Below are 12,725 nucleotides of genomic sequence, written 5' to 3' on the forward strand. Positions count from 1 at the left end.
AGCAGGGCCCCGCCCAGCCCGGCCAGGGCGGCGCGCGGCACCGCGCCGCCCGGGGCCGAGGTCTCCCACTCGGTGTCCGCCGGGGTGCGCACCACCCGCCACAGCAGCCGCTCGCGCAGGCCCAGGCCCGCGGCGTCCGCGTGGGCCAGCAGCTGGTCGGCGAAGCGCTCGGCGACGCCCGGGGCGTGCCAGTCGAAGCGCAGCTGGGAGGGCACGGTCACGGTGAGGGTGACGGCCTCGTGCTGCTCGTCGGGGCGCTGCGAGGCGTCGTCGGGGCGCAGCACCTGCACGGTGGGGCGCTCGCAGAGCCGGGCGGGCCGGCCGAACAGGGCGTCGAGCTCCTCGGCGCGGTCGGCGGCGTGCAGCACGGTGCGCTGCGCGGCGGCGGCCGGGCGCGGGCCGCGCAGCGCCAGCAGCACGCTGAACCGGCCCGGTGCCTCGGGGTCGCCGGCGGCCGGGCGGAGCACCAGGTCGGCGTCGGCCGGGTCCTGCTCGACGCGGGTGCCGAAGCGGAACGCCACCCCGCGCTGCTCGCAGCGCCGGTACACCGCCTCGGCCAGCGCGCGCATCCCGCCGCGCACGGACCAGACGCCGAAGCTCTGCTCCATGTAGGGGATCACGGTGGCGCCGGCCGGGGCGCTGCGCGGGTCGAGGCCGAAGCGCAGCGCGTACTCGGTCAGCAGCGCGGTCAGCCCGGGGTGGGCGGCCAGCTCGCGCCTGGCCACCTCGTCCAGGGTGGGGGCCTGGGCGCCGAGCAGCCGGGCCAGGCCGCGGCGGGGCGGCGCGGGGTAGGGATCGGTGCCCAGGGCCGCGCGGGCGGCCGGGTCGGCGGGCAGCGGCTCCTCCAGCAGCGGTCGGCGGGTGGCCTCCCAGACGGCGCGCCCGCGGTTGGTCACCGCGCCCCAGCGCTCGCCGGCGCCCGGCCCGAAGGCCGCGTCCAGTTCCTGGGCGACCTTGCCGCGTGAGGCGTTCGGCAGGGTCAGCTCGGTGCCGTCGGCGAACAGGTGCCGGCTCTGCGGATCGACCGGGGCGAGCTCGACCAGCTCCTCCAGCGGCTCCCGGCCGGTCTTCAGCGCCAGGTCGCGGTAGACGGCGGGCAGGGTGAGCAGGGTCGGGCCGGTGTCGAAGGCGAAGCCGTCGCGCCGGTAGCGGCCGAGCATGCCGCCGTAGGTCCCGGCGGCCTCGCAGACCGTCACCCGGTGGCCGACGGTGGCCAGTCGTGCCGCCGCGGCCAGTCCGCTGATACCCGCTCCGATGATGACGATCCGTGCCATAGCGGCCGATCCTAGGCCCTGCGGCGACGTGGGCTCACGCGCGGGCCGTACCGGGAAGTCGGCCTGGTCGACTTCCCGGTACGGCCCGGTACGGAAGTCGCGTCAGGCGGCGGCCTCCCGCCCCAGCGCGGTGGCCACGGCCGCCGCGAAGCCGTCGGGGTTGTCGAGCATCAGGTTGTGGCCGCAGTCCGCGACCGGCAGCAGGAGCACGCCCGGGCCGGGCAGCTGGGCCGCGCCGTCCGCCGCCGGGTAGAGGTAGGCCCTCGGCACCGTCAGCCCCAGCAGCAGCTCGCGGACGGTCGGCCGGGTGCCGCGGGCGCCCTCGGCGGCCTGCGCCGCGGTGCGGTGCAGCGCCACCCGTCCGGCCAGTCGCATGGTGGACCACCAGTGCGGCCCGACCAGCTCGCGCACCTCGCGCCAGCCGCCGGCCAGGAACTCCTCCTCGGTGAACGAGGCGATGCCGCTGCTGCCCGGGCGCCTGGAGGGCACCACCGGGTCGAGGTTGGCGTCCGCCAGCACCAGGCGGGAGACCAGCTCGGGGTGGCGGGCCGCCAGCACGACCGCCACCGCGCCGCCCATGCTGTGCCCCACCAGCTCCACGCCGGTGGCCCCGGCCGCGCGCAGCGCGGCGGCGACCGCGTCGGCGTGGTCCTCCAGGGTGTAGCCGAAGTCGGTCGGCCGGTCGCTGATCCCGAAGCCGAGCAGGTCCAGCAGGAGCGAGCGGCGGCCGGCCAGCAGCGGGTGGACGGCGGTGGCGGCGAAGTAGGGCGCCGAACTCGCGCCGAGTCCGTGCAGGTAGACCCGGGCGGGCTCGGCGCCGGGCAACTCGACCCAGCGGATCAGGTCACCCTGCTCGGTGACGGGGGCGGCGCGCACGGCGGACTCCATTCGTGGTCGGATGTGATGCATCGAGAGCAAGATACCTCGTGATCGAGGTATGGCACAGTGAGTTCCATGCTGAAGCTCGCGATCCTCGGATTCCTCTACGAGCAGCCGTTGCACGGGTACGAGCTGCGCCGCCACCTCGCCGCCCTGACCGGGCACGTCCGCCCGATCAGCGACGGCACCCTCTACCCGGCGATCAAGCGCCTGGAGACGGCCGGCCTGCTGCGCCGCGAGACCGAGCCCGGCAGCGTGGCGGCCCCGCGGCACACCCTGCACCTGACCGCCCGCGGCCGGGCCGAGCTGCTGGCCGTGCTGAGCGAGCCGGACGAGCTGGACATCAGCGACGAGAACCGTTGGTTCACCCTGCTGGCCTTCCTGCGCCACCTGCCCGACCCGGCCGCCCAGCGCGCGGTGCTCACCCGCCGGCTGGCCTTCCTGCGGACCCCGGCCAGCTTCTTCTACGCGGGCGACCGCCCGATGAGCGCCGAGGAGCCGGCGGACCCCTTCCGGCGCGGGGTGCTGCTGATCGCCCGGGCCACCACCACGGCCGAGCTGGCCTGGCTGGAGGAGACCCTGGCGGCGCTGGCGGAGGTCGAGCGGGCCGGCTGAGCGGGTGCCCGGGGCAGCCGCCCGGGCGCACCGGGGCGACTTGTCAGTGGTGGACGTCAGCATGGAGGCACGTGGGTCAGCAGGCCCGCGCCGTCCGCTTCGGCCAGGGGGAGAAGACCATGACCGTCACCGACCTCCCGAACGAGATTCCGCTGCGCTCCGTCGACGTCCACCCGGTCCTGCTGAAGGCCGGGGCCCCGCCCGCCGCTCGTGATCTGCTGGCCCAGGCGCACCGCACCCTGGTGCGGGCCGGCGCCGCCGAGGACCCCTTGGAGCGGTACGCCACCGCCCACCTCGCCGCCCTGCGCACCACCGCCGCCGTGCTCGCCGTGCGCGGGCGCCCGGAGACCAACCCGCGCCGCCGCAAGGCGATCCGCAGCGCCTGGGAGGTGCTGCCCGAGGTCGCCCCCGAACTGGCCGAGTGGGCCGTCTACTTCGCGGCGGGCGCGCGAAAACGCGCGGCCGCCGAGGCGGGCCTGGCCGGTGCGGCCAGCGCCCGGGACGCCGACGACCTGGTGCGCAACACCGCGTTCTTCCTGCGTCTGGTCGAGCACGTGTTGCAGATCAGCGGCGACCCACAGATCATCGGCAAGCCCGAGGGGAGGCCATAGGGTGGTGACGACCGGAACGTCGACCGCCTGAGGAGCACCCCTTGTACCCGACGCGTCCCCGCAGTGCCCTGCGTACCGCCGTGGTCTGGGAGGTGGTGCGCACGGCGCTGGAGCGACGGGCCACCGAGCTGGACCAGCCGGTGCTCGACGTCCTGGACACCGGTGGCGGCACCGGCAACTTCGCCGTGCCGGTGGCCAGGCTCGGGCACCGGGTGACCGTGGTGGACCCCAGCCCCGACGCGCTCTTCGCGCTGGAGCGCCGGGCCGCCGAGGCCGGGGTCACCGAGCTGGTGCGCGCCGTCCAGGGGGACACCCAGACGCTGCCCGAGGTGATCGCCCCCTCCTCGGTGGACGCCGTGCTCTGCCACGGCGTCCTCGAGGTGGTGGACGACCCGGCCGAGGCGCTGGGCCACCTCACCGCCACCCTGCACAAGGGCGGCCTGGTCAGCCTGCTGGCCGCCAACCGCAACGGCGCCGTGCTGGCCCGCGCGCTGGCCGGCCACTTCGACGAGGCCCGCACCGTGCTGGAGGCGACGGACGGCCGCTGGGGCACCGCCGACCCGATGCCGCGCCGCTTCACCGCCCAGGAGCTCGACGCCCTCGCCGGCGCGGCCGGTCTGCGGGTGGAGTCGGTGCACGGCGTGCGGGTCTTCGCCGACCTGGTGCCCGGGGTCCTGGTGGACACCGAGCCCGGTGCGATGGACGCGCTGCTCCGGCTCGAGCAGGCCGCCGCCCAGCAGCCGGCCTTTCACGCCGTCGCCACGCAGCTTCACCTGCTGGCCGCACTCGTCTGACCGGCCGCGGGCCGCCGCCCTCGCCCAGGTCGGGCACTCGGCGGGCCCGTGGCGCGTTGAACCCGTGCGGGCGGGGTGCCGACGCCGTGGACACGACGGATCGCCGCCCACCCCGAACCGCCCCGGCGGACCGTATGATCTGGGTAAAGCCAGAACGCATGACGGCCAGACGCATGGGGCATATGGACCACAACAAGGCCAGCTGGCGGACCGGTCGCCCCGCGACCGACGAGTAGGAGGACTCCGTGCCGCTCTCGGAGCACGAGCAGCGACTGCTCGACCAGATGGAGCGAGCGCTGTACGCCGAAGATCCCAAGTTCGCGACAGCGCTCGAGGGGACCGGGTTGCGCCCCTACACTCGCCGCCGGGTCTACCTGGCCGCGGCGGGCTTCGTGGTGGGAGTCGCCCTTCTGATGGGTGGCATGGTCGTGCCACTCGTCTGGGTGGGCGTCGTGGGCTTCCTGGTCATGTTGGGCTGTGCCGTCATCGCCGTCGCCGGGTGGCGCCGGCATCCCGCGGCCGGCCCAGGCAACGGCCCGGGCACGACACCCCCGGTGCGCCGCAAGGCGGGCGTGATGGACCGGATGGAACAGCGCTGGCAGCGCCGCCGCGACGAGCACGACGGCCTGTAGGCCGCCGCGACGCGGTCACGCGACACCGACGAGACGGAGCGGGGCGGGTGGGTGATCCTCCGGGATCACCCACCCGCCCCGCTCCGTCGTGCCCGAGGCCCTAGTCCTGGCCGTCGTCCTTGGCGGGCCGGGCCAGCCTGGCACCCAGCGCCCGCACGGGGGCGCCGAGCGCCGTGGTGACCCGCTGCCGCAGGGCCCGCCCGCGCAGCCGCACCGCCATCACCCGGTCGGCCACCCGCCAGACCACCCGCGCGGTCGACGGCGGCAGCAGCACCGCGCGCAGCCGCCGGCGCCGGCCGGCCGAGGCGCGCAGCCCGTCCCGCACGATCCGCACGTCGGTCCCCAGCGGGGCGGCGTGGCCGGCCTCGCGGGCGTAGAGCACCCGCTCGGTGGCCAGCGCCACGCGCCCCACCGCGGCCCGGGCATCCGACTTCAGCTCGCCCTGCTCGCTGATCCGGTCCACCGTGTGCCGCGGGCTGCGCTCCTCGTCCGGGGCGATGCCCAGGTCCCAGGCGGTGTCGATGAGCTCCGCCCAGGCCGCCAGCACCTGGGCCTCGGTCAGCCCACCACCGGGCGCGGCCGTGTCGGGCGCACCCGCCCGCCGCCGGCCCTCGCCCAGCCGCCGGCGGCGCAGGCGCGCGCGCCAGACCATCGGGGCGAGCAGCAGCACCACCAGCAGACCGGTCGCCGAGAGCAGCGCCAGCACCTGCGGGGTGAGCCAGGGGGCCTGCTTCGGCTGGGGCGTCGCGTCCGCCTGCAGCTGGTCCGGGCAGCCGCCCTGCTTGCGCAGGACCCCCGAGCAGCTGCTGCTGGCGGCCGGGGCCGCGCCACCCTGGGCGCTCGCCGAGGCACTGGGCTGCGCGGCGCTGGCGGAGGGCTTGGGCGCCGGCTTGGCACCGGCCCACTCCGGCGGCGTGCCGCGGCTGGGGGTCGGCTCGAAGCGCAGCCAGCCCGCGCCCGCGAAGTACAGCTCGGGCCAGGCGTGGTAGTCCTTGGTGCCGACCTCGTAGGTGCCGTCGCCCAGGTCCCGGCCGGGCGCGAAGCCGACCGCCACCCGGGCCGGGATGCCCAGGGTGCGGGCCATCGCCGCCATGGTCGCCGCGAAGTGCACGCAGAAGCCCTGCTTGGTCTGCAGGAAGTGCTCGATGGCCGCCGAGCCGGTGCCCGGGTCGACCGAGGGGCTGTAGGTGAACCCGCCGTTCTGCGCGAACCAGTCCTGCAGGGCCACCGCCTTGTCGTAGGCCGTGCCCTTGCCGGAGGTGACCCTCAGCGCGGTGTCGTGCACCACGGCGGGCAGCCCCGCCGGCAGCGCCGTGTAGTGGTCGAAGAGGTCACGCGGCGGAGTTCCGGCCACCCGCAGCTGCTCGGCGGTGGGCCGGATGTTGAGCGAGGAGACGGTGTAGCTCAGGCCGGTGGCCTGCTGGCCGCGGTCGCCGATGATCGAGCGGCTGTCGGGCTCGTAGCGCCAGTTGCCGGCGGCGTTCTCCTGCACCAGCGCGTACGGCGCGGGCAGCCACTGGGAGCTGAGCTTGTCGGAGACCGTGATGGCGGTCTGCATGCTCTGCACGTCGACGCCGCCGGCCAGGTCGGTGGGGTAGGGCAGCAGGTTGGGCACCGCCTGGGCGGCCTGCGAGCCGGGCTTCCACTCGACGCCGTTGAACTCGTCCAGGGCGGTGATCCGCAGGTAGGCGGTGCGCAGTTCGGGATCGCTGCCGTGGTACCTGATCAGCTCCTGGTTCTGCGGGCTGCGCAGGCCGTCGGCCAGCGAGACGACCGGGTTGAGCGCGTTGATGCTCCCGTTGCCCTTGCCGCCGCTGCCGCCGTTGCCGATGCCACCGTCCACCAGGCTGACGTTCAGGGAGGGCGCGAAGGCGGGCAGCAGCAGTGCGGCGACCAGCGCGAGCAGGCCGATCTGGTGGCCGCCGGTGGAGAGCGTGCCCCCGCCGCCGCGCGCGTCGGTGTTGCCGGCGCCGCGGAAGACCCGGCCCCAGCGCGAGAGCCGGTCGCGGCCCTCGGCGAAGAGCAGCATCAGGTAGCCGGCGGCGGCCAGCACGAACCAGAGCCAGACCACCGTCTCGTCGCCGATCAGCCCGGTGCCGACCGAGTAGAGCGCCAGCAGCGGCAGCCCGGCGAGCGCGGCGCGCCGGTAGGTGACGGCCAGCGCGTCCACCAGCAGGGCGATCAGCGCGACCGCGGCGACCAGCACCAGCCGCAGGCCGGCGGTGGCCGGGGCGGGGATCGCGTACTCGCGGATCCCGTCGCCGGCCGCCAGCAGCAGGTCGTTGAGGGCCCGTATCGCCGCCGGCCCGGGCAGCAGTCCGTAGGCGAAGGAGCCGTGCACCGAGCCGAAGAGCAGCAGGTAGAGGACGATCAGCAGCTGAGCCGTGACGACCAGCGGGCGGGGGGTCGCCAGCCGGCGCAGGGACGCGCCGGACAGGGCGATCACGATGATCAGGCCGCCCGCCGGCACCAGCCAGCCGGCCGGCTCCAGCAGCGGGCTCAGGCCCATCATGGCCAGGGCGCTGGCGAAGGCCGCGTACACCGTCAGTCGCGCTCGGGTGGTCATGCGCTTGCCCCCTTGTGGACCGGTGAGCCGTCGCCGGCACTCTGGGCGTGGCGGTCGGCCATCCGCCACAGTTCTGCTACCGAGTCGCCGGCGCGGGCGGCGAGCACGGTCCAGCCGGCCTCGCGCAGCAGCCGCAGCTGCCGGTCGGACTCGTGGTCGCCGGCGTCAGGGAAGACCCTGCGCAGGCCGGCCCAGGTGCCGGTGTCCAGCACGAAGGCGACGGCCGCGCCGGCCCGGCGGCGCAGCCGGCCCAGGTTCGCCACCTGTTCGTCGTCGAGCGAGCCGAGGATCGCCACCAGCAGGCCCTCGCCGCCCAGCCGCAGCACCTCCTCGGCGCGGGCCAGGCCGCTGCCCTGGGAGTGCTGCACGACGGCGAGCGAGTCCAGCAGCAGGCCGATCGACTCGCTGACCGAGCCGCCGGCGCCCACCGCGTTGGGCGCGGGCACCTGGGTGCCGTTGTCGGTCAGCAGCCGGGTCTGGTAGCCGCGTTCCAGCAGGTGGTTGCCGACCGAGGCCGCGCAGCTCACCGCCCACTCGAAGGAGGAGGCGGGGCCGCTGCCGCGGTGGCCGATCTCGCGGGCGTCCAGCAGCACCGTGGCGCGGGCCCGCTGCGGCTGCTCCTCGCGGCGCACCATCAGCTCGCCGTACTTGGCGGTGGACTTCCAGTGCACCCGGCGCAGGTCGTCGCCGTGCCGGTACTCGCGCGGCACCGCGTCGTCGTCACCGGCCAGCGCGACCGAGCGGGCCATGCTGTCGCCGTAGCCGGCCCACTCGCCGGCCAGGCGCACCTCGGGCAGCGCCTGCACCTGGGGGACCACCGTGAGGGTGTCCGCGGCGCTGAAGGAGCGGGTCAGCTCGCACATGCCGAAGGCGTCGGTCAGGCGCAGCTGCAGCGGGCCCAGCGGGTAGCGCCCGCGCAGGTCGGAGCGGACCCGGTAGGAGACCTCCCGGAAGCCGCGCGGCTCGACCCGGTCCAGCACGAAGCGCGGGCGCGGCCCGAGCACGTACGGGACCTTGTCCTCCAGCATCAGCAGGCCGGTGGGGACCCGCGAGATGTTGTCCACCCGCAGGTGCACCCGGGCCTCCTGGCCGGCCTGCGCCCGGTGCGGGGTGAGCCGGCGGCCGCTGGCCACCCGGTAGCGGGTGCGCAGCAGCAGCAGGGCGGCGGCCAGCGGCAGCGCCGCCAGCAGCACACCGACCCGCAGCAGCGCCTCCTGGCCCAGCAGGTAGGAGCAGAGCACGGCGGCGACACCGGCGGCCAGGAACGAGCGGCCGCGGGTGGTCAGGCCGCGCAGGCCGGTGCGGAACCCGGACGGGTCCCCCTGGGCCGACACCTCACGCCCTCCGCGCCTGGCCCGACGGACCCGGGTGGGGGATCGGCAGGCGCTGGACGAGCTCCTGCACCACGTGCTCGGCGCCGCGCCGGCTCAGCTGGGCCTCCGCGGTCGGCAGCAGCCGGTGGGCCAGCACCGGGACGGCCAGCGCCTGGATGTCGTCCGGCAGGACGTAGTCGCGCCCCGCCAGGGCGGCCGCCGCGCGGGCGGCCCGCACCAGGTGCAGGGTGGCCCGCGGCGAGGCGCCCAGCCGCAGCTCGGGCGAGGTGCGGGTGGCGGTGACCAGGTCGACCACGTAGCGCCGCACGCTGTCGGCCACGTGCACGGTGCGCACCACGTCGATCAGCTTGAGGATGTCGTGCGCGTGCGCGACCGGCTGCAGGTCGTCCAGCGGGGAGGCCCCGCCGTGCACGTCGAGCATGGCCAGCTCGGCCTCGGGGCTGGGGTAGCCGATCGAGATCCGGGCCATGAAGCGGTCGCGCTGGGCCTCGGGCAGCGGGTAGGTGCCCTCCATCTCGACCGGGTTCTGGGTGGCCACCACCATGAACGGGGAGGGCAGCTCGTAGGTGGTGCCGTCGATGGTGACCTGGCGCTCGGCCATCGACTCCAGCAGCGCCGACTGGGTCTTGGGCGAGGCCCGGTTGATCTCGTCGCCCACCACGATCTGCGCGAAGATCGCGCCGGGGCGGAACTCGAAGTCCATCCGCTGCTGGTCGAAGACGTTGGTGCCGGTGACGTCCGAGGGCAGCAGGTCGGGGGTGAACTGGATGCGGCGCACCGTGCAGTCCACCGATCTGGCCAGCGCCTTGGCCAGCATGGTCTTGCCGACGCCCGGGACGTCCTCGAGCAGCAGGTGGCCCTCGGCCAGCATCACGGTCAGCGCGAGTCGTACGGCCTCCGGCTTGCCCTCGATCACGCTCTCGATCGATGCGCGCACCCGGTCGATCACGGCGTTCAGCTCGGGCAGGCCCACGGCCGCCCCGCTGCGCGGCTCCGGGCCGCGCCGGTCGAGACCGGCCTGCTCGTTGTAGGTCGTCACCCGTTAACTCCTCGCCCTGCTTCACGCCGGTCCGCCTGTCCGGAATCCGGCCCCACCCCTAAGACGCGGCCGCGCCCCGGCTCCGGTCGAAGACGGCGGGCTGTCGGCGCGCGGTCAGACCACCCCAGGTGGTGCGGGGCACTGGTCTGCAGGCGCATTCTTCCCTGTGAGGTGGCCAGAAGTCACCCGACCGAGCGACATCGCCGCGCGCCCGGGCGGCGACGGCCGGGCGGCGGCGAGTGTGTGCGGGGGCGGAATCCGGACGATCCGGGGTGCTCCGGACGGGGCGCAGGGGGCTGCTGGGGCGGTCGGGGCGGTGGGGTGGGGGCGAGCCCGGTCAGTGCACCTCGCGCAGCAGCCCGGTGTGCACGTCGAAGACGAAGCCGCGCACGTCGTCGGTGTGCGGCAGGAACGGTGAGGTGCGCACCCGCTGCATCGACTGCCGCACGTCCCCGTCCAGGTCGACGAAGGACTCCACCGCCCACTGCGGGCGCTGGCCGACCTCCAGCTCCAGCTCGCGCCGGAAGTCCTCGGTCAGCCCGAGCAGGCCGCAGCCGGTGTGGTGGATCAGCGCGATCGAGCGGGTGCCGAGCGCGCGCTGGCTGATGGTCAGGGAGCGGATGGTGTCGTCGGTGACCACTCCGCCCGCGTTGCGGATCACGTGCGCGTCGCCGAGTTCGAGGCCGAGCGCGGCGAAGAGGTCCAGCCGGGCGTCCATGCAGGCCACCACGGTCACCTTCTGGACCGGACGGGCGTCCATGCCCCCGTCGCGGAAACCGACGGCGTAGTCGCGGTTGGAATTGACGAAGCGGTCGATGATCCCACCGCCGCTGCCGACGGCGGGAGCAGTGGAGTCGCTGGGGGACGACCGGTCGGGAGTCACTGTCATGGGGACGACGTTAGTAGGATTTTCCTGGCCGTGGTGCGACCCGAGGGCATCCGGTGGCCTGGTGTGATGGAGCACATAGGGCGCGCGTGGCGGCCCGTGCGGGCGCCGGCCCGGACGGTAGTCTGACGCTCCGTACGCAGCCCGCGGCCTCCTCCCGCTCCCGGTCACCCGGCGCACCTTCCCCGGCGCCTGGCGGCCCCGCCTTCCCGCAGCGAGCGGGCGGGGACCTCGGGCGGCGTCCCGACGGGCCCGCGGCGTGGGCCAGAATGGGTCCCGTCCCAGCTCCCGGCACCGTTTCCCGACCCACCGGCGGCTTCGCACCCAGGAAAGGCGCCGCGCATGGCCACTGGCAGTCCCGAACCCAAGCACGTGCCGGTCATGCTGCAACGCTGCATGGACGCCCTGGCCCCGGCGATCAGCGGCCCCGGCGCGGTGGTGGTGGACGCCACGCTGGGCCTGGGCGGGCACAGCGAGGCGCTGCTGACCCAGTTCCCCGAGGTCCGGCTGGTCGCGGTGGACCGCGACCCGGTGGCGCTGCGGCTCTCGGCCGAGCGGCTGGCGCCCTTCGGCGAGCGGGCCACCCTGGTGCACGCGGTCTACGACGAGATCCCGGACGTCCTGGCGGACCTGAAGATCCCCCGGGTGCAGGGACTGCTCTTCGACCTCGGGGTCTCCTCGATGCAGTTGGACGAGGCCGAGCGGGGCTTCGCCTACGCCCAGGACGCCCCGCTGGACATGCGGATGGACCAGAGCCGGGGGCTGAGCGCCGCCGAGGTGCTCAACACCTACAGCCACGGCGACCTGGCCCGGATCCTCAAGGTCTACGGCGAGGAGCGGTTCGCCGGGAAGATCGCCTCGGTGATCCTGCGCGAGCGGGCGAAGGAACCGTTCACCAACAGCGCGCGTCTGGTCGATCTGGTGCGTAACGCCATTCCGGCCGCCACCCGGCGCACCGGCGGCAACCCGGCCAAGCGCACCTTCCAGGCGCTGCGGATCGAGGTCAACGGCGAGCTGGAGGTGCTCGACCGGGCCATTCCCAACGCGCTGGAGGTGCTGGCGCTGGGCGGGCGGATCGCCGTGATGTCGTACCAGTCGCTGGAGGACCGCCTGGTGAAGCAGTACTTCGCGGCCGGCGCCACCAGCACCGCGCCGCCGGAGCTGCCGTTCGTCCCGGAGGAGCACCAGCCCTGGCTGAAGCTGATCACCCGTGGGGCCGAACTGGCCACCGAGGCGGAGATCGAGGAGAACCGGCGCGCCGCGCCCGTGCGGCTGCGGGTGGCGGAGAGGATCAGGGACCGGAGCTCCCGGGGCTGAGGGCCGGTGTCCGAGACGGGGGAGGGCGAGGCGTGAGGGAGAACGTGGTGCCGGTAGGGGCGGCCAGCGATGGCATCCAGGAGGGCCGGCTGCTGCCGGGGCAGTTGGGGCGGGCACGGATCACCGTGCGCCCGGGCCGCCCGGCCCGCGGCGGGCGGGGCCGGATGCCCTTCGCGATCCTGGTGGTGGTGCTGCTGACGCTCGGTCTGCTCGGCCTGCTGATGCTCAACACCGCGCTCAACGAGGACTCCTTCGAGCTGACGAAGCTGCAGAGGCAGACCACCCAGCTCACCGACCAGCAGCAGAGCCTTCAGCAGCAGATCGACCAGCAGGCCGCCCCCGACGCGCTGGAGAAGGCGGCCCGCCAGCTGGGCATGGTCCCCGGCGGCGACCCGGCCTTCCTGCAGGACGACGGCAAGGTGCTCGGCACGCCCGGAGCGGCCAAGGACAGCCCGCCGGTCAAGCGCTCGGGCGCCGACATCTGGCCCTCCACCAGCACGCCGCTGCCCGCCCCGCCACCCGCGCCGAGCGCCGCGGACAGCGCCGCTCCGGTGCTCTCCGCCTCCCCGGCCGGCGGTCCGGCGACGGCTCCCGCGGCCGGCGGCGCGCCGAGCGACCCGGGCGCGACCGGCGAGGGCACGCTGCGCGTCGACCCGGTCAGCCCCTCGGCCACCGCGGGCGGCACCGCGGGCGGTGCGCGATGAGCACGCCGCCGCGCCGTCCGCGCACCGACGCCGAGCGCCGCGCCCGCCAGACGGTGGAGACGGCCCAGCGCCAG

12 protein-coding genes are annotated in these 12,725 nt (G+C 75.2%); 6 read left to right on the plus strand and 6 right to left on the minus strand.

Annotated elements, in window-relative coordinates:
* Together ABD323_RS35215 and ABD323_RS35220 are read right to left on the minus strand one after the other, a co-directional pair.
* A partial coding sequence (locus ABD323_RS35215; RefSeq protein ID WP_344446157.1) for a phytoene desaturase family protein occupies positions 1-1,274 on the minus strand: 1,274 nt, incomplete at its 3' end.
* 102 nt (positions 1,275-1,376) lie between these two features.
* The gene (locus ABD323_RS35220) at positions 1,377-2,150 is read right to left on the minus strand and encodes an alpha/beta fold hydrolase (protein ID WP_344446158.1); all 774 of its coding nucleotides are present in this window, start codon (positions 2,148-2,150) and stop codon (positions 1,377-1,379) included.
* A gap of 78 nt (positions 2,151-2,228) precedes the next feature.
* On the opposite strand from ABD323_RS35220, the gene ABD323_RS35225 reads away from it, so the two are divergent.
* The 4 genes from ABD323_RS35225 to ABD323_RS35240 all read left to right on the plus strand — a co-directional run bounded on the left by ABD323_RS35225 (position 2,229) and on the right by ABD323_RS35240 (position 4,805).
* On the plus strand, positions 2,229-2,768 hold the full coding sequence (locus ABD323_RS35225) for a PadR family transcriptional regulator (RefSeq protein WP_344446159.1): 540 nt from the start codon (positions 2,229-2,231) through the stop codon (positions 2,766-2,768).
* Between the two features lie 119 nt (positions 2,769-2,887).
* On the plus strand, positions 2,888-3,379 hold the full coding sequence (locus ABD323_RS35230; RefSeq protein ID WP_344446167.1) for an SAV_6107 family HEPN domain-containing protein: 492 nt from the start codon (positions 2,888-2,890) through the stop codon (positions 3,377-3,379).
* A gap of 41 nt (positions 3,380-3,420) precedes the next feature.
* Entirely contained in the window at positions 3,421-4,173 is a 753-nt protein-coding gene (locus ABD323_RS35235; RefSeq protein ID WP_344446160.1) for a methyltransferase domain-containing protein, read from the plus strand.
* A 245-nt stretch (positions 4,174-4,418) separates the two neighbouring features.
* The gene (locus ABD323_RS35240; protein ID WP_344446161.1) at positions 4,419-4,805 is read left to right on the plus strand and encodes a DUF3040 domain-containing protein; all 387 of its coding nucleotides are present in this window, start codon (positions 4,419-4,421) and stop codon (positions 4,803-4,805) included.
* A 100-nt stretch (positions 4,806-4,905) separates the two neighbouring features.
* Here ABD323_RS35240 and ABD323_RS35245 read toward each other — a convergent pair whose 3' ends face one another.
* The 4 genes from ABD323_RS35245 to ABD323_RS35260 all read right to left on the minus strand — a co-directional run bounded on the left by ABD323_RS35245 (position 4,906) and on the right by ABD323_RS35260 (position 10,633).
* Positions 4,906-7,371: a transglutaminase TgpA family protein gene (locus ABD323_RS35245; protein ID WP_344446162.1), complete on the minus strand. Its 2,466-nt coding sequence runs from the start codon at positions 7,369-7,371 to the stop codon at positions 4,906-4,908.
* Positions 7,368-8,705 carry a DUF58 domain-containing protein gene (locus ABD323_RS35250; protein WP_344446163.1) on the minus strand — a complete coding sequence of 446 codons (1,338 nt, stop codon included), beginning with the start codon at positions 8,703-8,705 and terminating at the stop codon, positions 7,368-7,370. Before ABD323_RS35250 ends, ABD323_RS35245 begins: the two co-directional genes overlap by 4 nt.
* A 1-nt stretch (position 8,706) precedes the next feature.
* On the minus strand, positions 8,707-9,744 hold the full coding sequence (locus ABD323_RS35255) for an AAA family ATPase (RefSeq protein ID WP_425556270.1): 1,038 nt from the start codon (positions 9,742-9,744) through the stop codon (positions 8,707-8,709).
* A gap of 337 nt (positions 9,745-10,081) precedes the next feature.
* Positions 10,082-10,633: a beta-class carbonic anhydrase gene (locus ABD323_RS35260; RefSeq protein ID WP_344446164.1), complete on the minus strand. Its 552-nt coding sequence runs from the start codon at positions 10,631-10,633 to the stop codon at positions 10,082-10,084.
* A gap of 339 nt (positions 10,634-10,972) precedes the next feature.
* On the opposite strand from ABD323_RS35260, the gene rsmH reads away from it, so the two are divergent.
* Complete coding sequence (gene rsmH, locus ABD323_RS35265) at positions 10,973-11,947, plus strand: 16S rRNA (cytosine(1402)-N(4))-methyltransferase RsmH (protein WP_344446165.1); 975 nt, start codon at positions 10,973-10,975, stop codon at positions 11,945-11,947.
* 32 nt (positions 11,948-11,979) lie between these two features.
* Complete coding sequence (gene ftsL, locus ABD323_RS35270) at positions 11,980-12,651, plus strand: cell division protein FtsL (RefSeq protein ID WP_344446166.1); 672 nt, start codon at positions 11,980-11,982, stop codon at positions 12,649-12,651.
* The last annotated feature ends 74 nt before the right edge of the window (positions 12,652-12,725 follow it).

Origin of the sequence: Kitasatospora nipponensis, from assembly GCF_039528135.1 — a bacterium.
In the GTDB taxonomy this organism is placed as follows: domain Bacteria; phylum Actinomycetota; class Actinomycetes; order Streptomycetales; family Streptomycetaceae; genus Kitasatospora; species Kitasatospora nipponensis.